We start from the raw sequence: 18,816 nt of genomic DNA on the forward strand, positions 1-18,816 counted from the left end.
ACACCCGATGGTCCAAAGATTGGGGCAAGTTCAATCTCACCTTAAATTAGCTGCTAAACTGTCCAACATATGGGGGCCACTTCTCCAAGCATGAAAACCACTTTGACTGACATTGAAGGCTTTGCACATCAAGGTAATAGAATGTTCGGTCTTTTCTTTGCATTGATAAATTCATATCTCACCGTTTTTGGCGGGCAAAGGCCCCAGAAAGCCGGGACGATGAGACCGTCGCCCTTTTTTGAATCTCCCGCTTCTCCTTCAGAATACGGTTCTCTTTGCGAAGGCGGGCTAATTCTTTCTGAACATCGTCATGCGGCCCCGACATCAAATCATCATGTTTGTGCTGGGCAACCCATTTATTAAGAGTAGACATACCGATACCAAGATCCCCAGCCACTTGCTTGCGAGTCAAACCACTGGTGAGGGCAAGCTGGATGGCTTCCGATTTAAACGCATCTGATCTTTTGAGATTCATAAGTTCCTCATGTTGAGCTCAGTCTAACAGAAAGTACTCTCCACTTTATAGGCACGGGACCAGTTTAATTTATATCAGATACAGGATTGTAAATTGGCGTTATGTCGGCGGGGCGGGGGTGGGGAAGTGCGCTTCCTTGAATGGCGCGAGGGGAGGATGCAGCAGATATCCCCTCGTCAATTGGGGGAAAGCATTAAAAAGTAATCCAAACGGCTTGTTCATTCGTACACAGATAAACAGCTTTCGGATGGATTATGATGAAAATAGCTAGCTTTCTTTTAGGTTTAATGTTGATCAGTCCACCTGCCGGGGCGGTCAGTGATGTGGGTGACCTTTATGGTGATCAGATTGCATTTGATGTCTTGCGCAAGGGCGATGTAGTGGGCGAACATGTGACGACATTTCAGAAAAAAGGTGAGGAAGTGATCGTCAATTCGCGCATGAATATTGACATCATGGCCCTGTTTTTCCCCCTCTATGCCTTTGAATATCGCTCCAAAGAAATTTGGAAGGATGACCAACTGACCGCGTTGGATGTGCGGGTGTTAGATGGCAGTGACAAAACCGCCTTCACCGCTAAACGTGAAAATGAACTTCTGGACGTAACAGCACCGGACAAGCCCTATCAGGTGGCTGGTCAAGTGTTTACGACAAACCACTGGAATAGCGCAGTTGTGAATGACCGACGCGTCCTGAACACGCTGACAGGCAATATCAATATCGTCACCGTTGAAAAGAAGGGACGAGAGAGCGTTGACGTGGTTGGCGGCGTCGTGGAAGCGACACGTTATGACTATACGGGTGATTTAAAAGATACGTCCGTTTGGTATGATGATCAGGGACGATGGGTGAAGTTGCGCTTTAAGGCGCGCGATGGGTCCATGATTGACTATCGGTGCCGCACGTGTCTGGAAAAGGTGAACTGATGAAAACGGTATGGATCACAGGTGGTGGCAGCGGTATTGGCAAAGCGTTGGCTTTGTTGATGTTGGCGCATGGGTATAAGGTTTATATCTCCGGTCGTACCTTGGAAAAATTGCAACAGGTCGGTGCTGGCACCCTTCCTGTCGTTTGTGACATCACAAAACCGGATGAAGTCAAAGACGCGCTTGATCAGATCGGGCACGTTGATATCGCTGTGTTGAATGCGGGGGGCTATGAGCCGGGGGCGGTTAAAGAAACCTCGCTGGATAGTTTCCGCAAGATTATGGAAATCAACTATTTTGGCGCGGTGACTTGCGTCATGGCGCTGCTGGAAAGGCAGGTCAAACATATCGCCGTGGTGGGCTCTGTTGCCGGATATCGTGGGCTACCAAATGCGGCCGGATACGGTCCCAGTAAGGCCGCGCTAATCAGTTTTGTGGAAAGTCTGCGTACAGAATTGCATGGTACAGATACGAAGGTGCAACTGGTCAGTCCGGGCTTTGTTAAAAGTCCTCTGACGGATCAAAACGATTTTGATATGCCGTATATAATCGAGCCGGAAGAAGCTGCGGATGAGATTTATAAAGGTTTGCAGACCGATCAGTTTGAGATCGCGTTTCCTAAACCGTTTGTCAGGCGTTTGAAGTTTGTTAGACTGTTGCCTTATAAATACTATTTCCCGTTGATAAAAAAGGTCACTGGCTCATGAGTGTTGAACAATACGTGCGCCTTTTTGAAGAGCTGTCGCCCGAGGCCATTGAACAATGCGATCGTTACGTTAGCCCCGATATCCGCTTTAAAGACCCCTTCAATGATGTGAAGGGGATTTCTTTGTTTAAAAAGTTGCTGCACAAGACATTGGAAGATGTGAAAGACCCGTCTTTTGAGGTTACGCATGTGAGTGAGGCGGGGGACGTAACCTTTTTGCGATGGGTCTTTAAGGGATATGTGAATGGTCTGGGCGATTGGACCATTACGGGAATGAGTGAAATTCGTCTGGATAGGGAAGGACGCATCCGTGAACATATTGATCACTGGGATGCGTCCGAACAGTTTTATATGAAGTTACCCGTCTTGAAACAGGTTTTGGGCTGGATCAGGAAGCGTCTTCAGGTTTCTTGAAGAACAGGCTGACTTCACCCAGATCAATGCCCCATTTTGAGACGCGCGCCCGATTGATCAGCACGTCACCTTCTTGCAAAAACATCCAGTCATCAAATTTAACGTTATAGGTGCTGTCCCCGACTTTTAAGGCCATGGTATAGGCCCAGTTGAGGGCATTGCCGGAGGATACACCGCTGGCGGTGCCGATGATATCGTCAGCACGGCCTTCATAGGTGTTGTCGCCTAGTTTTTTGATGCGCCAGATACGTTGATCCTTTTCACCGTCACTATAATCAAATCGTTCATCCAGCGTGATGGTATCGCCGTCGATTGTGCCGTTGATATCGACCTGAAACTGGCGACGCACGGTGCCGAAGCGGTCTTCAAAAATGCCCCAGGCTTTTGTTTCGCCGTTAAAATAGTCAAACAGATTAAATTTTGGCTCTGCGGTGGCAAAGTCTTGCGGCTTCATGGTGCTACATCCCATCAGAAAGAGGCTCAGGCTACAGACAATCAGCTGTTTTTTCATTGGTGTTGCTCCAACTTTTTTTGCACAAAGCTGTGCTTTTGTTGTGTCAGTGGAAAATGCCACATCAAAGCAACAGCACTTGTTTTTAATACGACGGGCAGGCCTGCGTAGATCACGATGAGCGCAATTTTTCCAGCTTCGCTATTTTGGTCTAATCCAAAAAAGTCCAGAACGGGAAAAGCGATGCCAACAGCAACACCAAGGGCCATTTTGGTTGCCATGCTCCAATAGGAAAACAGGCTGGCTAAGCGATCGGTTTTAAAACGTAATTTATCCCAGTCTGCGCAATCGGCCTGAATAGCAGGGGGGAGGGCAAGGTCGCTACCAAGGGCTAGGCCCGTCAGCAGGCAGACGATACCAAAAGAAATCACATCGCCTTCACCCAAAAAAGGAACAAACAGAAACACCACGCAGGCCATCAACATCGATAAGCACCATATGTGATGTTTGCTGATCGTTTTAGACAGTTTCAGCCAAAGCGGAATGCCCAAAACCGCGAAGAGGAAGTAGACAAACAGCAACATCCCTTCGGTTTGATCATCTGCTTTCAAGATATGTGTCAGATATAGGGGGAGGCAAACCGCAGGCAAGCCATTGGCAAGGCCGTTGATAAACCACGCCGACAGCACCCGCAGGAAAAGCTTGTTTTTCCAAGGGAAAGTGAGAGTCTGTTTTTGAAGAGATAACCGCCCTTGCGGCACATATCTGAGACAGAGGTAAAAAGTCAGCGCCCCCGCCACAACCGTGATCCATGCAATCGTTTGAAACCGCTGTATCTCCGCCAGATCCGCCAAGATTAGACCTAGTGCACCGACACTCAGGATACCCAGCAAACCTGCGCCTTCGCGGTAGCCGTTGATACGTGTGCGATTGGTGTAGTCGGGCACAAGTTCCGCCGCCCAAGACAGATATGGGATTTGAATTGCTGTCCAACCGAGATAAAGCGCGGCCCCTGTGGCGTAAAGGTACGCGATTGTTGCATCATCCGGCGGCGAAAACAGCAGGATAAGCGCAGGGGCGGTTAGGATTGCGCCAACCGCCATGGGGAGTTTGCGCTTGCCATATTGCGCAGGGATCCGGTCGGAAATATAGCCCAGAACCGGATCGCTGATGACGTCAAGTAAACGCAGGGCAAACAGGGCACTCCCCACCGCGGCCAAGCCTAAGCCAACTGTTTCTGCATAAAAAGTTGGCAGCAGGACAAACACCGGAATGGTGGGAAAAGCCATCACAAAGGCGGGCAGGGCATAGAGAATGTAGACGTTGCGTCTCATATCGCGTTAAGACTGTTTGGTGATTTTAAATAATCCAACGTCGATTGTGCCTGCCTTAAACCCGGACTCGCAATAAGACAGATAATATTCCCACATTTTTTTGAAACGATCATCAAAGCCCATGGGCTTGATTTCATTCCAATTGTGCTGGAAGTTCTTTTGCCAAAGTTCGCAGGTTTTGGCGTAAGATTGTCCAAAGAGCAGTTGTTCGTTGCATTTTAGGCCATGTCGGTCCAAGGTTTGCGTCAATGCTTTGATGCTGGGCAACAAACCGCCGGGGAAAATATACTTTTGAATGAAATCGACATTCTTGCGGTAACTGTCAAAGCGATCATCCTCAATCAGGATGATTTGAAGGACCGCGCAACCGTCATCCTTGAGACGCTTTTTAACAACCTCGAAATACGTGTCCCAATGTTCAAACCCGACGGCCTCGAACATTTCAATTGAGACGATTTTGTCAAATTTTCCCACACTGTCACGATAGTCTGTCAGGCTGGCATAGGCGCGATCTGCAATGCCGGCATTTTGATAACGTTTCAAGGCATATTCAAGCTGTTCGCTTGACAGGGTTAGTCCGTGTATATGGCTGTCATATTCTTCTGCTGCGACTTGGGAGAACCCACCCCAGCCACAACCGATTTCAAGAACTTTATCGCCTTTTTTCAATCCCGCCATCTCTGCGATGGTGCGGTATTTATGGAGCTGCGCATCTCGCAAGTTCTCGTGATCATCGCTAAAGAGGGCGGATGAGTAGGTCATGGTGTCATCCAGCCATTTTTTATAGAAATTGTTTCCAAGGTCATAGTGATAGGAGATATTGCGGCGTGACCCGCGTTTGGAGTTTTTGTTGAGAAGATGACGCACGCGGTTGAGCGTTTTCACAAGCCAACTGCCGCGATTATCGAGGGAGAATTCATTTTCATTGGCAAGGGCGATGTCAAAAAGACTGGTCAGGTCCGGGCATTCCCATTCCCCCTCCATATAACTTTCAGCCAACGCCAGATCGCCATGCAGGATGAAGCGCGAGAGGGGGCGATAATTGTTCAGGATCACGCTGGCATGGCGCTCGCCTTCACCGACGTGCAATGTGTGACCATCAGGTAGGGTCAGGGAAAGCCGCCCGTGTTTTAAATTGCCAAGCTGGTGAGCGATGGTACGCACCCACGGGTTTGTGTGGGTGTCAAGCGATGGGGACGTAAGGGATACAGCCTTATTCTCTGTCATGGCTTTAGCTCCGCCTTATTAGTATGGACATAGGTTACGGGGTTTTTGGGCGCAGTTGGTCGATCGACCAGCTTGATGCCTTTTCCCCATAATTTAAGTGCTTCCCAATGAATGCCTGCAAAGACTTTGAGGGTCATCAATGGGTATTTAAAAAACATTTTCAGCAGGGTCTTGTCGGTGAGCCGTTGCGAATAGCCGGTAAAGCAGGCTTTTAGGATTGTGCCCTCATCGTCCGTCTGATTGATGGAGACGGAAATTTTTTCTTCCGGCGGCAACATGGCAAATTTGTAGGTGCACTCCATCTCCATAAAGGGGGAGACATAAAACCCTTTGCGACATTGCTGGTGAATTGTTTTTGTCGCCGATTGATCAGCTTGAATGACATAACTGTGACGTTCGCCAAAAGTATTGCTGACCTCGTAAATGATGGCTTTTAGTGTCTGGTTGGTGTCGTAGCAGTAATAGACCGTCAACGGGTTAAACACGTAGCCGAATAAGCGCGGGTAGCACAGCAGCCGAATAGGCCCCCCCTCTGTCTGGATGTCAGCGTCAGCCAGTATTTTTTCGACATAGGGACGTAGGGGCTTGCGTTCTGAGGGGCCATGATCCTTGTCCCAGAAAGAAAATAGGTTGAAGCCGTTGTGACTAAAGAGTTTCAGATTTTTGTCCAACTCTGGCAGTTCATCGACATCAAACAAAAAGCTGAAGACTTGATAGGATAAACGGTGTTTTTTGGGTCGCATACGTTGATGGAAGACGCGACCTTCATAGATGCGCGACAACATCATGCAGCCTCCCTCTTCATCAGGTTGGGCCAGTCGGCAGGCAGGTGAATGCGACCCGACTCATTTTCCACCATCCACGGGCGGCGCACACCGCCTAAAGCTTCGGCAACCGCAAGGCCGGATTGCAACGCGTCTTCGTGGAAACCATGTCCAAAGTAACTGCCGCAGAACCATATGTTTCCTTTGCCTTGGATGTTCCAAAGCATGCGTTGGGCGGCAACGGCATCTTTGTCAAACAGGGGGTGATGATAAAGGAAGCTGCGGATGATGTGTCCGTTTTTGGGCATGTGAGTGGGGTTGAGGGTGACAAAATAGTCGGTATCGCCGTCGATATGTTGCAGGTTGTTCATCCAGTAGGTGACGCAGACGTCGCTCTGATCGTCCGTTGTTTCGGACAGATAGTTCCAGCTCGACCATGCCTTTCTATTTTTCGGCATCAAGGACGCATCTGTGTGCAGAATCGTCTTGTTCGGTTGATAGGAAAAGGCACTCAGCAGTTTTTTCTCTGCCCCGTCGATGTCGCGCAAAAGCTCAAGGCTCTGGTCCGCATGGCACGCAAGGACCACATGATCGAAAATCTCGACACCGCCTTGGCGATCTTCCACAAAGACTTTTCCATTTTCGTGCCAGACCTGGACAGCGCCGCAGTTGATTTTGATTTTGTCTTTATAGGCCGATGTCAGCTTTTTAATATATTCGCGGCTGCCGCCCACAACAGTGCGCCATTGCGGACGATCATTCAGTTGCAATAAGCCGTGATTGTCGCAAAAGCGCATGAAGGATTCTAGAGGGTAATCCATCATGGTTTCAATGGGCGTGGACCAAATTGCAGCGCCCATGGGCAACAGATGATCGCGTTGAAAGCTTTCTGAATAGCCTTTTTGTTTGAGAAAATCGCCAAGGGTCACGGACGGCATTTGATCCATCGCCAACAGGTCAGGGGCTTCGCGGTAAAAACGCAGGATATCACGCAGCATAAACCAGAAACGCGGTCGCAAAATGTTACGCTTTTGCGCCAGCATGCCAAATAAATTGGTGCCTGCATATTCAAACTCCCCATTGCCGACGGAGACGCCAAAGGACATATCTGTCTTTTGGGTTTCAACGCCAAAATGGTCAAACAGGGCGATCAGGTTGGGATAATTTTTTTCATTATAGACAATAAAGCCCGTATCTACGCCAGTACCGTCAACGTCGACAGTGTTGGTGTGACCGCCGATCCTGTCGTCTTTTTCATAGATGGTGACATCGTGGGCGGTGGACAGAAGCCAGCTTGCGGACATACCGGCAATGCCGGTGCCGATGACGGCAATCTTCATAGTGTGTGGATTGGATAGGCTTTGCATATGTTCCTCCTGTCGTAGATGTAGTGATTACGACACAGAAGCGAAGCTGGATCACTTAAATATATAAAAATGTTTGAAAAAAACGAATAGTTCCATATCTTTAAAAAAGGTGTGATCCAAGGTGAGTCTTGGGCCGTAGAAAAGCCAAACATTAAATTAGGATGTCATCCACAATGGATCAGGCGATAAAATCCAACCCGACAGAAGTGTTGGACAGTCAGCAGATGACAGCATTGCTGGTGAGAGTCTCGAAGGAACGAGACAAGCAGGCATTTGCCTGTCTCTTCCAGCATTTCGCCCCCCGTGTGAAATCCTATATTTTTAAGCTTGGAAGCGATGAGGCGATGGCAGAAGAATTGGCCCAACAAACACTCTTGCAAGTCTGGCGTAAAGCACATCTGTTTGATGACAGTAAAGCCGCAGCCAGCACATGGATTTTCCGGATTGCGCGTAACTTGCGTCTGGATTTGATCCGCAAAGAGAAACATTTTGAGTATGACGATCACGATTTGACGCAGATCGAAGATGAGTCAGACTCACCGGAAAAACATCTGGACCGGATGCAGCATACCGCGATTGTGCGTGAGGCTGTGTCCCAACTTCCGCCGGAACAGGCCGAGATCGTGCATCTGTCCTTCTATGAAGGTTTGAGTCACGGTGATATTGCCGAACGGCTGGATTTGCCCCTTGGGACCGTTAAATCAAGGATGCGTCTTGCCTTCAAGCGCGTGAAAGATACGATTGGAGGTACGTTATGACCATTCATCACCATCTCAATGATGCAACCCTGATGGCTTACGCCGCAGGCAGTGTCTCGGAAAGTTTGAGTTTTGTCATTGCGACCCATTTGTCAGTCTGTTCGACGTGCCGTGCCCGTGTGGCAGAAATGGAAAGTCTGGGTGGGGCGGAATTGGAAAGCCAGTCAGAGATGACCATGTCCAGTACGGCCCTTGATAATGTGATGGCCTTGCTTGATGATGACTTTTTTGTGGAAGAAAGCAAGATCAGTAAACCTGTTGCCAATTCAAACATTCCTTCGCCATTGCGCGATTACTTGCCTCATGAGTACGAGGCATTGGAGTGGAAAACGATGGCACCGGGCGTAAAGTATTTTACGCTGGATGGGGTGAATGCGGGCAAAGGAACGCTGCGCCTGTTAAAAATTGCACCGGGCGTCACGATCCCCGAACATACCCATGAAGGCACAGAACTGACGCTTGTGCTGAAAGGATCGTTCAGTGATGAAGTCGGACGGTTTAAGGCCGGCGATATTGCCGACCTTGATGACGATATTCACCATCAACCGATCGCAGATACGGATGAAGATTGTATCTGTCTGATCGTCACCGAAGCCCCGTTGAAGTTTAAGGCCATGATGCCAAAGCTGTTCCAGTATTTCGTCGGGATGTAAAAAATAGTGTCCAAAGAAAAATCCCTTTCCATCGATGTGGAAAGGGATTTTTTTATTCCAGGCTTTTAAATGCTTCCAAGGCCCGTTCCCGCGTGGGCTTTAGGTCCACAATGGGGCGGGGGTATCCTTTGGCGGGGCTGGGACAGGTCCATGGTTCGTGGATATATTTGCTGTCCATGTTTGCGAGTTCGGGCACAAAGGTTCGGATATATTCTCCCTCTGGATCAAACTTTTTACTTTGGGTGACGGGGTTGAAAATGCGAAAGAACGGGGCCGCATCAGCACCGCATCCGGCGACCCACTGCCAAGATGCAGCGTTGTTCGCGTGATCGGCATCAAACAGGCAATCCCAAAACCATCTTTCGCCCAAACGCCAATCAATCATCAGGTTTTTGATCAGGAAAGAGGCAACGATCATGCGCACCCGGTTGTGCATGTAGCCCGTTTGCCAAAGTTCGCGCATACCCGCATCAATGATGGGATAGCCCGTCTTGCCTTTGGTCCAGGCGTCAAACGCGGCTTCATCTTTGCGCCATGGGAAGGCGTTGAATTTTTGGTTCAGGTTGACGTCAGCTAAGTTCGGGTGTTGATACAGCAGGCTGTAGGAAAACTCCCGCCATGCAAGTTCTGAACAGAAATGATCAATATCGCGGTCAATCTGATGGGTTTGCGCAAAAAAGCGCGCCGTGTTCCAAACCTGATGCGGGGAGATTTGTCCGAAATGCAGGTAAGGGGACAGGCGGGACACTGAATTTAAGGCAGGGAAGTCTCGCCCTTTTTTATAGCTTCTCAGGCCGTCTTCGAGGAAGTCGTTCAGACGATTGTGCGCGCCTTGTTCACTGACATCCCAACCTTCAAGGATACTACGTGTCCACGGTTTTTCATCCTGCACCACATCAAAGGGCCGACAGTCTGTTTTTAGGCAGGTAAAATCAAACGTGTCCAGTTCATCACGTGGATCGTCGAGGGAGAGGCAGCCTTTACGGTAATAGGGGGTAAAGACTTTATAGGGGGTGCCGTCTTTCTTTTTGACATCCCACGGTTCCCACAGCAATGATCCGTTGTGAGAGGTAACGGTGACACCTGTATCTTGAAAATGCGCCTTGATTTCCTTATCCCGCGCAATCCGCCACGGTTCATAGCAACGGTTCCAGTGGATTTCGCTGGGGTCGAGCTGTTGGAGGATATCGAGTGGATTACCGACATGGACTTGCAAGCAGCCGTTTAGGGATGCATTGAGGTCTTCAAGGGCACGTTGCAGCCAGACCCGGCTGGCCCCGCCCATCTTCCATTCTTTAGAATTTTCATCATCCAGAATGTAGATCGGAAGGATTTCGCCAGACTGGGCCGCCTGAAAAAGGGCTGGATTGTCACGAACACGTAAATCCTGACGAAACCAGACGATAATCGGCTTATTACTCACTGAGCAGGGCTTCCAGCTTGTTGATGATTTTGGAGGATTGCGGTTTTGTGGTTGTGGCAAACCAATCCACCAGCTCTCCCTCTCCATTGATCAGATATTTGTGGAAATTCCATTTTGGGGCGGCCACGAAACCAAGTTCTTGACGTGCCCATTTGTAAAAGGGATGGGCATCATCGCCTTTGACCTTGGCTTTTTCGGTGAGGGGGAAGTCCACACCGTAGTTCACCTCGCAAAATTCCTGAATTTCATTGGCTTGACCGGGTTCTTGCCCGCCAAAGTCATTGGACGGGACGCCCAGAACGACTAGCCCTTTGTCTTTATATTCATCCCACAACGCCTGAAGACCTTTATATTGTGGGGTAAACCCACATTCAGAAGCCGTGTTGACGATCAGAACTGTTTTGCCTTTATAAGAGGAAAGCGGCATGGCTTTGCCGTCGATGGCCTCAAATGAAAAGTCATGGGCAGTAGGGGCAGTAGGGCTTGAAGCATGGGCGTCAGGCATTGGTAGAGCTCCGATCGTGAGTGTGAACAGTAAAGTTATTGTTTTAAAAATCATCGTCTTATCCCCGGTTAAAGTGACTGGACGACACAGGGGCCGTCCGGTCGTTTTGCCTTATGTGTGATTGCGCAAAGACAATTGATAAGGGTGTGGGGAGAGGTAAGTTTGTTGTGCAAGGTACATTTCGTCAAATCGTCGGATCATATGGCCTAGCAAAGTCATAGGGACAATCAAGGGGATAATGCCAGCTCGATAGTCATCAATAGAGCGGGCCAATTCCTGACGACCTTGGGCACTCAGTTTGTTTTTCAGATAGCCTGCCATATGCATCAGGGCGTTGGCATGACTGCCTTTGCTGGGCTTGTCATTCATGCAGGTCATGAAGATTTTGATGTATTTTTCTTTAAAGACGTCCCGTGGATGGGATTTGATTTCAGCAACCAGTTTGCCAAGGGCTTTATATTGACCGGGGCTGTGTGCCATCAACAAAAGCTTTTCGCGGGAATGAAAGTTTACCACGTCTTTACGCGACCAATAGACGCGAGCAAACAGGTCTTTGACCCGGCGATAGGCAAAGCAACGTTCAACAAAAATTTCACGCAGAACCGGATCGCACAGGCGGCCTTCCTCTTCAACAGGGAGTTCGGGAAGGGCTTTGATCACGGCTTTTGCAAACAGGCCGGTGCCGCGGCGTTCTGCGGGTTGTCCGTTTTCATAGATTTTGACACGAAAGACACCACAGCTTGGCGAATCTTTTTTGAAAACGAAACCATCAAGGTCTTTCTCTTCAAGGTTTTTCGTCCAGTCCGTCGCGAACTGTTCCATACGGTCTGTATAGTCTTCGCGTGATTTTGGCGCACGCATGTGAATGCGGCCGCTTTCCTCTCGTTCTAGCCGGACGGTTTCACGCGGGATGCTCATGTTTATTGAGACTTCGGGGCATATGGGTTTGAAGTTTGCGTACTCGGCAATCGCGTCTGTGAGAAAACGGTTTCTACAGTGACCGCCATTGAACCGAACTTCCTGTCCCATCAAGCAGCTAGAAACGCCAATATTCAGTTTTTGATCCATCATCTGATCCTCAAGGTAGGTTGATACAATTGCCAAGGTGGTCGTTATCCGTTCTTACGTTGAGTTTACCCTTATGGATCAGTTTATTCTTCATAAAAAATACATCCTGTACTAAGAAGGAAGGGCAATTGAATAGTCAGGGTGGAGTTATGGAAAAGTTTATTCGTATCAATAAGAAGAAATTTGTCATTCAGGAAGAGGTCGTCAGTGAATGGGCCGTGAAAGCCCTTGTTGAGAAAGCCAAAGACAACCAGATCAGCGTGGAGCAAATGGTCATTCAATCCATTGCCAATCATTGGATGGGAAATGATCGGTTTCGTAAAAGTGACAAGGATGTTCTGAATACTCTGATGCGCTTGGCTTATGATTTTGGCTATGATTCTCTTAAAATAGCGAACGGAAAAATCAAAGTATTGGCACTGGATGAAAAACGCAGGGAACTCGTGGCTCCCGGTGAAATGCAGCTTTAGGTTTTTTGCGCTTTTGTGATAAATAAACCGAAACTTTGTAGATTGTCATATATTATTAAATTGCATTTTCTTCGGAACTCACATACATTTTTTGGTGAGTTACGTTTTTGCTCGTTTTAAGGAAAAAACCGAGTCTTAAGCTGAATCTTATAGTTAAGTCCTATTCTGGGTTTAGGTCTATCAGTTCCTTGAGTTCTCTTTTGCCTTCAATCGTAGACTACCGAACTCTCGATGTCCCCATGGGATAAATTATAGAACTAAGGAATACAGACTAATGGCTACAGGTACAGTTAAGTGGTTCAACTCTACTAAAGGGTATGGCTTCATTTCTCCGGAAGAAGGCGGCAAGGACGTTTTCGTTCACATTTCTGCTCTTCATGAATCTGGTATTCAGCAATTGAATGACGGTCAGAAAGTATCTTTCGATATCTCGATTTCTCGTGGTAAAGAAGCTGCTTCTGACATCAAGCTTGTTGACTAAGCCTGATTAAAGAACAGAAAAAGCCCGTCGATTTCGGCGGGCTTTTTTGATTCTGGGGAGACGTTTTTTTTAATAGGGTTTCCACTTTTTAGATTGTGGCATTTTCATATCTTCGACTGTGGGTCTGATGCTGGTCACATCTTCTTCTTCATAGCAGGTGACGGTCCCTAGTTCCCGATAGCAATGCATTTTTGGGGCTTTGGTCGGATCGGGTGCATCTTCTTTACAATAGCTCAGGCCTTGTTGCTGGCGTACGATTGAACAGTCTTTGCGAGCAATTAAGGATACCACATGGTCGCCAATGGTTTTGTCTGTCGCAATTGTCGATACCGCATCGCCAACCAAAAAGTTGGAAGAGCAGGCGGACAAAGACAGGGCCATCGTCAACGCGACGAGTGGCGCTTTAAACTTGTGGCTATTTGATCTGCTGATAGTTTTCATCACTTTTACAATCATCATGTGAAGCTCAATCGGAGCTTGATAATTTCACGATTTGATTAGTTTATCGTTAATCAATGTCCACGAAAAGAGGCAATATTTGCCTATCAAAAGGCATGAAAGGTCAGATTCCCAGATCTTTCATGCGAATTAACCGGGAGTGTTCATTCAAACCTTTTGTCATCTTTTGCGCAAAAATGAAAAGGGTGGAATCTATTCGTTGTTTTCTAACTTTTTGATATATAATATGCAAAAATTATTTAGCTTTTGGCTGCGGTAGGGGCAAAACCCATGCATTGGACTCTTCAAACCAGTATCAAGGGGAGTAAAATCCTTGTTGTCGATGATAATCGTATCAATCAGAAGGTTCTGGCCGGTGTTCTGGAAGCCAATGGGTATGACATCTCTTTTGCGGATGACGGACCTCAAGCCTTGGCGATGGTTGATGTCAACCAACCGGATTTAATTCTGCTTGATGTGCAGATGCCTTCAATGGATGGCTTTGAGGTCTGTAGCCGTTTGAAGGCGCAGGAAAAAACACGTGATATTCCCGTAGTTTTCATCACCGCGACCGATACAGTTGAGGGAAAGGTGCAGGGGTTTAAAGTCGGCGCTTCAGATTATATCCCGCGTCCCTTGCAGATGCCCGAGGTGTTGGCGCGTGTCGGCAATCAATTGATGCTCCAGCGATTGAAAAAAAATGCAGAGGAAGAAACGCAGCGCGTAAAGAAGATTTTAGCCTCTCTGCCTATCCCGTATTGGATTTCCCGGATTGAAGATGCCACCATCTTGGAGATGAATGCCAAGGCCTGTAGTGCGTTGGATGTGGCAATGGCGGATATATCCAATTATAAGGCGACCGATTTTTATAAAAACCCGGAACTACGTCCAAATCTTTTGGAAAATATCCTGAGAAACAGCCTTGCGACCAACGAAGAAATCGAGTTTGTCACCCGCACCGGTGTTCATTTCACCACGTTGTTTTCTGCTGCAAGAATGAAGCTGGCGGGCGAAGATGTATTGTTTGTGACGTTTACCGATATTTCGGAACGTAAAGCGATGGAATTGGCTTTGGAGAAAGCGGCGACAACCGACTATTTGACAGGGTTGTTAAATCGTCGTGCCTTTATCGAAAAGGCTGATGTCGAACGCCGTCGCGCAGACCGGAACAATCATCCGATTTGTATGGTGATGATTGATATTGACCATTTCAAAAAAATTAATGACACCTACGGACATGACGTGGGGGACGATGCGTTAAAGGAATTGGTGCGGCTTGTTGGGCATGGGCTGCGTGTAAGTGATGCTTTTGGGCGTTTGGGCGGTGAGGAGTTTGCGCTTATGCTACCGGAAACCAGTCTTGAAGGCGCGTTGATACTTGCTGAACGTATCCGCCAGCGGATAGAAGACAATGAAATGGTTTTGGCTGACGGCGAGATTATCAAAATGACGGTCAGTTGCGGTCTGGGGGAGTGGCGTCAGGGGATGGAGTATGACGCCATCATCAAGCTTATAGATGAGCGCCTGTATGAAGCCAAGCGGACGGGCCGTAACCGTATCGTTGCGGAATAAACCGACCTCAGTGCGTTTGCACTGGTTTGGCCGTTTGCGCCTTTTTTGCCTGTTCGCGTTCGCGTTCTTTGCGGGGGCTGTTTTTCTCTGAATTGGCAAAACGATATTTACCAAACAAAACACAGCCTTTCATGCCCGGATCGCATTTTTGACCCGGGACATGTTCACAATTTCCGTTAATTTCGTTGGGGCAGTTCCAACCACTCATTAGAAACTCCTAATATTTTGCCCCATGATCTTCGATCCATCTCGGATCGTCAACCGGTTTTTCCCTTGTTTGGGTCAGGGGAATGACGCCAGCCCAAACCGGCAAAGAGTAATCCTCTTCGTCATCGACAGGCGGGCCGCTTCGAACCTTGGCAGAGACTTCGCTGATGTCAAATTCAAGGACTGTGGTGGCTTTAAGCTCCTGCGGGTTGGGGGCGCGGACGCCCTCCATGCGTTCAGGCGTGATTTTTTTCATCATTAGGTCAAGAATTCTTAGCTTTTCTGCTTCTTGCTCAATGACGGTTGCTTTGGAAAAAATCATGACGCAACGGTAGTTGGCAGAGTGGTGAAACGCAGACCGCGCCATCACCAGACCATCTAGAATGGTGACGGTAATGCAGGCTTCTTCACCATCGATCAGGGTTTGAAATAAGCCGTTTTTGCTTGATCCGTGAATATAAAGCTTGTCACCGTCACGCCAGTGGAAGGTGGGTTGAACCATGGGGCGGTCAGCCATTTCTGCGCCGACATGACAAAGATAGGCCTCATCAAGCACAGCATGCACGAGTGCACGATCGTATGTGGCCCGTTGGTGGCCTCTTTTTACACGGGTTCTTGGGGTGACGGTATAGGTGGTCATGTTTTTACTCCTTGTTGTTGGTGCGGAACATGAGGTAAAATTGGTCTATAATGAAGTTCCAATTTCTATAATTTGATAGGTCCAATTTGGATATTTTACTCTCCGATCTGTTGCTGAACTGGAAGCCCAAGGCGTCTCGTCCCCTCTACAAATCCTTGTATGAGGCCTTAAAAGTCAGGATTACTGGACATGCGTTGCAAGGGGGATCGGTGTTGCCCACATCACGCAACATGGCTGTAGCTTTGGGGGTGTCACGAAACACCATTATGCAAGCACTGGACATGTTGATCGCGGATGGCTTTTTAGAAACCCGGCAGGGGGCTGGTGTTTTTGTCACGAATGAGTTAGACGGGTTTGACGTGCAACAATCTGCCTTGGAAAGCGAAGCGACGGTGACGTTACCAGCACTTAATACACGGGCTGAAAAATGGTTGAAAGTTTATCGTAACGGTCGGGTGGGGGCAAATGCCAAGGCCTTTGCACCGGGCAAGCCTGCGCTTGAAGATTTTCCCTTCGATGTTTGGGCGCGCCTGTTGTCCCGGCGTTGGCGCATGAGTGGTGCGCGGCTCGCAATGGCGGAAGATAGTAAGGGAGACTTGTCGCTGCGAAAACATGTGGCGCGATATCTCTCTTCAACGCGCGGCGGCATGTATGATCCAGAGGATATTTTGATTGTGTCTGGCGCACAGCAGGGACTGGATCTGATCGCGCGGGTCTTGTGGGAGCAAGAGGATGTTATTGTCACGGATGATCCGACCTTTCCCGGCATATCAGGGGTTCTGGCCGGTACGGGGGTAAAGCATCTTGCTGTCCCTATTGATGATGAAGGGGTGCTGTTGGATCAAATCCCCAAGGAAGAGAAAATTAAGAGCTTTTTAGTCACGCCGTCGCGCAATTATCCCGTGGGGGTGACCATGTCCCTCGCACGTCGCTTGGAGCTGTTAAAAGTGGCGCGTAGATGTCAGGCCTGGGTGGTGGAAGACGACTATGATTGTGATTTTAGATTCGATGGTCCACCCCTTTCTTCTCTGCAAAGTATCGATCCTGATGGTCGCGTGATCTATGTCGGGTCATTTAGCCGAATTATTTTCCCCGCCCTTAGGTTGGGTTTTATTGTTGCGCCAAAATCTCTTGTGCCTGCATTTGAAGCAGCGAAGGCGTTTATTGACGGGCATACATCCATTATTCACCAATCGGCGTTGGCGGATTTTTTTGAAGAAGGATATTTCCATAGTCATTTGCGGCGTATGAAAAAAATATACGCGAAGAGAAGGCGTTATCTAATTGATTTAATTGATGCTGAACTTTCAGACCAGCTAACTGTCGCCCTTGCAGATGGCGGGCTTCACATCTGTGCCTTCTTAAAAAACAGGTCTGATGATGAACAATTGTCTTCTCAACTTTTGGTGCATGGCGTCGCCGTTCGGCCTTTAAGTAGGTTTTACAAAGGGCCTAAAAAGTGTTACGGATTTGTCATGGGATTTGCTGGTTATAGTGAACAGGAATTGGGTGACGCGATTACGATCGTAAAAAAAATACTTAGAGATGCAAAAAACACTTTCATTTCTGAAAAATAGCCGTATATAGCCCCCACTTTTTATGATGCCTGCTTTTGAAAGGGTTGGCGATGACACCTAAAATCTCTGCTTTCTTGAAGGAAGCTGAACATGACTCCCCGTTTTTGGTTGTTGATCTTGATGTAGTGGAAAACAGCTACAACCAACTGCACTCTTCCTTTGAAGAGGCAAAAATCTATTATGCAATGAAAGCAAACCCCGCACGTCCCATTTTGGAACGTTTGAACAAGCTGGGTTCTTGTTTTGATGCAGCGAGTATTGGAGAGATTGAAGAATGTCTCGCCATTGGTGTTGATCCGAGCCGGATTTCTTTCGGTAATACCCTTAAAAAGAAGAGCGATATTAAAAAGGCGTTTGATGCAGGCGTAAATCTGTTCGTGTTCGACTGTATCGAAGAGTTGGACAAAATTGCAGAAGTTGCACCGGGCGCAAAAGTCTACTGCCGTATTCTGGTGAACCGTCATGGGGCAGGGGCAAGCTGGCCGTTGTCGCGCAAGTTTGGTTGTTCCTCCAGCATGGCGCATGACCTGTTGTTGCAAGCCAAATCAAAAGGGCTGGTGCCTTATGGCCTGTCTTTCCACGTTGGTTCTCAGCAAATGGATCCGGCGCACTGGGGGAAAGCTCTGACCGACGTGTCTATCCTGTTTGATGCCCTGCGTGAGCTTGGTGTTAAATTGGAGATGGTCAACATTGGCGGTGGTTTCCCGGCGCACTATCAGGATGATATTCCGGAACTGAGCGACTTTATCGACTTTATTAAAGAACACCTGACACAAAGCTTTGGGGATGTATGGCCTGAAGTCTTTATGGAGCCGGGCCGTTATATGGTTGCGGAAGCAGGCGTCCTGCAAAGCGAAGTCGTTTGTGTTTCCATCAAAGACTTTGGTGAAGAAGTGCGATGGGTCTATCTGGATATCGGTAAGTTCGGCGGTTTGGCTGAAACCATTGAAGAGTCGATCGTCTATAAGATCGTCACGGAACATGGTGAAGACGACATGGGTCCGGTCATTGTTGCTGGCCCGACGTGTGACAGCTGCGATACGCTTTACGAACGCACTCTTTATCATTTGCCACACGCATTGAAAGCAGGTGACAAAGTGCAGGTGATGTCGGCTGGTGCTTATACCACGATGTATGCCTCCCAAGGGTTTAACGGCTTCGCGCCCCCTAAAGAGTACTTCGTCTAAAAAGGAAAAGGCCTCCGATCTGTCGGAGGCCTCAGATTGCTGACAAAGGTCTCGCCTTGGCGAGGCCTTTGTGATTCAATGAGGAATGCTTAAAAAACGCGGTCCTCAACAAACGGAACTTGAGATGGTCAGTCTGGATAGTCTGGTTCCGTCCAACCATCTTTTGCGCAAAA

The 18,816-nt window shown here is 48.2% G+C and carries 22 protein-coding genes; 10 read left to right on the forward strand and 12 right to left on the reverse strand.

Annotated elements, in window-relative coordinates:
* Window positions 1–178 precede the first annotated feature (178 nt).
* Window positions 179–475, reverse strand: a complete 297-nt coding sequence (locus tag Q397_RS0118910) for a transposase (RefSeq protein WP_028880741.1) — start codon at window positions 473–475, stop codon at window positions 179–181.
* A gap of 254 nt (window positions 476–729) precedes the next feature.
* Here Q397_RS0118910 and Q397_RS23415 point away from each other — a divergent pair, with 254 nt between their 5' ends.
* Genes Q397_RS23415 through Q397_RS0118925 form a run of 3 tightly spaced genes read left to right on the forward strand, consistent with a single transcriptional unit; the run spans window position 730 to window position 2,521 of the window.
* Window positions 730–1,401: a DUF6134 family protein gene (locus Q397_RS23415; protein WP_156950800.1), complete on the forward strand. Its 672-nt coding sequence runs from the start codon at window positions 730–732 to the stop codon at window positions 1,399–1,401.
* Entirely contained in the window at window positions 1,401–2,108 is a 708-nt protein-coding gene (locus Q397_RS0118920) for an SDR family NAD(P)-dependent oxidoreductase (RefSeq protein ID WP_038014862.1), read from the forward strand. Before Q397_RS23415 ends, Q397_RS0118920 begins: the two co-directional genes overlap by 1 nt.
* Window positions 2,105–2,521: a nuclear transport factor 2 family protein gene (locus tag Q397_RS0118925; protein WP_028880743.1), complete on the forward strand. Its 417-nt coding sequence runs from the start codon at window positions 2,105–2,107 to the stop codon at window positions 2,519–2,521. The genes Q397_RS0118920 and Q397_RS0118925 overlap by 4 nt, the downstream gene beginning before the upstream one ends.
* Here the strand turns inward: Q397_RS0118925 and Q397_RS0118930 are convergent.
* Genes Q397_RS0118930 through Q397_RS0118950 form a run of 5 tightly spaced genes read right to left on the reverse strand, consistent with a single transcriptional unit; the run spans window position 2,496 to window position 7,664 of the window.
* Window positions 2,496–3,032, reverse strand: a complete 537-nt coding sequence (locus tag Q397_RS0118930; RefSeq protein ID WP_084149133.1) for a DUF3833 domain-containing protein — start codon at window positions 3,030–3,032, stop codon at window positions 2,496–2,498. The two genes, Q397_RS0118925 and Q397_RS0118930, sit on opposite strands and share 26 nt — an antisense overlap.
* Complete coding sequence (locus Q397_RS0118935; RefSeq protein WP_028880745.1) at window positions 3,029–4,306, reverse strand: MFS transporter; 1,278 nt, start codon at window positions 4,304–4,306, stop codon at window positions 3,029–3,031. Before Q397_RS0118935 ends, Q397_RS0118930 begins: the two co-directional genes overlap by 4 nt.
* Window positions 4,307–4,312: 6 nt before the next feature.
* Entirely contained in the window at window positions 4,313–5,533 is a 1,221-nt protein-coding gene (locus Q397_RS23420) for an SAM-dependent methyltransferase (protein ID WP_038014850.1), read from the reverse strand.
* Window positions 5,530–6,321: a DUF1365 domain-containing protein gene (locus Q397_RS0118945; protein ID WP_028880746.1), complete on the reverse strand. Its 792-nt coding sequence runs from the start codon at window positions 6,319–6,321 to the stop codon at window positions 5,530–5,532. The genes Q397_RS23420 and Q397_RS0118945 overlap by 4 nt, the downstream gene beginning before the upstream one ends.
* Window positions 6,318–7,664 carry an NAD(P)/FAD-dependent oxidoreductase gene (locus tag Q397_RS0118950; protein ID WP_028880747.1) on the reverse strand — a complete coding sequence of 449 codons (1,347 nt, stop codon included), beginning with the start codon at window positions 7,662–7,664 and terminating at the stop codon, window positions 6,318–6,320. The genes Q397_RS0118945 and Q397_RS0118950 overlap by 4 nt, the downstream gene beginning before the upstream one ends.
* Window positions 7,665–7,837: 173 nt before the next feature.
* Here Q397_RS0118950 and Q397_RS23425 point away from each other — a divergent pair, with 173 nt between their 5' ends.
* Both Q397_RS23425 and Q397_RS0118960 read left to right on the forward strand, forming a co-directional pair.
* Window positions 7,838–8,422, forward strand: coding sequence for a sigma-70 family RNA polymerase sigma factor (locus Q397_RS23425; protein WP_038014853.1), 585 nt, complete (start codon window positions 7,838–7,840; stop codon window positions 8,420–8,422).
* Window positions 8,419–9,075 carry a ChrR family anti-sigma-E factor gene (locus tag Q397_RS0118960; RefSeq protein WP_028880748.1) on the forward strand — a complete coding sequence of 219 codons (657 nt, stop codon included), beginning with the start codon at window positions 8,419–8,421 and terminating at the stop codon, window positions 9,073–9,075. Before Q397_RS23425 ends, Q397_RS0118960 begins: the two co-directional genes overlap by 4 nt.
* A 52-nt stretch (window positions 9,076–9,127) precedes the next feature.
* Here the strand turns inward: Q397_RS0118960 and Q397_RS0118965 are convergent, their stop codons facing one another.
* The 3 genes from Q397_RS0118965 to Q397_RS0118975 form a co-directional block, all read right to left on the reverse strand.
* Window positions 9,128–10,498, reverse strand: coding sequence for a cryptochrome/photolyase family protein (locus Q397_RS0118965; protein WP_028880749.1), 1,371 nt, complete (start codon window positions 10,496–10,498; stop codon window positions 9,128–9,130).
* Entirely contained in the window at window positions 10,491–11,003 is a 513-nt protein-coding gene (locus tag Q397_RS0118970) for a glutathione peroxidase (RefSeq protein WP_028880750.1), read from the reverse strand. The genes Q397_RS0118965 and Q397_RS0118970 overlap by 8 nt, the downstream gene beginning before the upstream one ends.
* Window positions 11,004–11,114: 111 nt before the next feature.
* Window positions 11,115–12,074, reverse strand: a complete 960-nt coding sequence (locus Q397_RS0118975) for a YbgA family protein (RefSeq protein WP_028880751.1) — start codon at window positions 12,072–12,074, stop codon at window positions 11,115–11,117.
* 146 nt (window positions 12,075–12,220) lie between these two features.
* Here Q397_RS0118975 and Q397_RS0118980 point away from each other — a divergent pair, with 146 nt between their 5' ends.
* On the forward strand, window positions 12,221–12,541 hold the full coding sequence (locus Q397_RS0118980) for a hypothetical protein (RefSeq protein WP_028880752.1): 321 nt from the start codon (window positions 12,221–12,223) through the stop codon (window positions 12,539–12,541).
* 274 nt (window positions 12,542–12,815) lie between these two features.
* Window positions 12,816–13,022: a cold-shock protein gene (locus Q397_RS0118985; RefSeq protein WP_028880753.1), complete on the forward strand. Its 207-nt coding sequence runs from the start codon at window positions 12,816–12,818 to the stop codon at window positions 13,020–13,022.
* Window positions 13,023–13,091: 69 nt separating this feature from the next.
* On the opposite strand, the gene Q397_RS24515 is transcribed toward Q397_RS0118985, so the two are convergent.
* Entirely contained in the window at window positions 13,092–13,481 is a 390-nt protein-coding gene (locus Q397_RS24515; protein ID WP_051610357.1) for a hypothetical protein, read from the reverse strand.
* A 270-nt stretch (window positions 13,482–13,751) separates the two neighbouring features.
* Here Q397_RS24515 and Q397_RS0118995 point away from each other — a divergent pair, with 270 nt between their 5' ends.
* On the forward strand, window positions 13,752–15,032 hold the full coding sequence (locus tag Q397_RS0118995) for a diguanylate cyclase (RefSeq protein WP_028880754.1): 1,281 nt from the start codon (window positions 13,752–13,754) through the stop codon (window positions 15,030–15,032).
* Window positions 15,033–15,039: 7 nt separating this feature from the next.
* Here Q397_RS0118995 and Q397_RS0119000 read toward each other — a convergent pair whose 3' ends face one another.
* A complete protein-coding gene (locus Q397_RS0119000) occupies window positions 15,040–15,240 on the reverse strand; it encodes a hypothetical protein (protein WP_028880755.1) in 201 nt (66 codons plus the stop codon).
* Between the two features lie 9 nt (window positions 15,241–15,249).
* Entirely contained in the window at window positions 15,250–15,879 is a 630-nt protein-coding gene (locus Q397_RS0119005; RefSeq protein ID WP_028880756.1) for a pyridoxamine 5'-phosphate oxidase family protein, read from the reverse strand.
* A 110-nt stretch (window positions 15,880–15,989) separates the two neighbouring features.
* Here Q397_RS0119005 and pdxR point away from each other — a divergent pair, with 110 nt between their 5' ends.
* Together pdxR and Q397_RS0119015 are read left to right on the forward strand one after the other, a co-directional pair.
* Complete coding sequence (gene pdxR / locus Q397_RS23435; RefSeq protein WP_478121736.1) at window positions 15,990–17,456, forward strand: MocR-like pyridoxine biosynthesis transcription factor PdxR; 1,467 nt, start codon at window positions 15,990–15,992, stop codon at window positions 17,454–17,456.
* A 50-nt stretch (window positions 17,457–17,506) separates the two neighbouring features.
* Window positions 17,507–18,643, forward strand: coding sequence for a type III PLP-dependent enzyme (locus tag Q397_RS0119015; RefSeq protein WP_028880757.1), 1,137 nt, complete (start codon window positions 17,507–17,509; stop codon window positions 18,641–18,643).
* Window positions 18,644–18,816 lie beyond the last annotated feature (173 nt).

The organism is Terasakiella pusilla DSM 6293 (assembly GCF_000688235.1).
GTDB classification, from domain to species: Bacteria; Pseudomonadota; Alphaproteobacteria; order Rhodospirillales; family Terasakiellaceae; genus Terasakiella; species Terasakiella pusilla.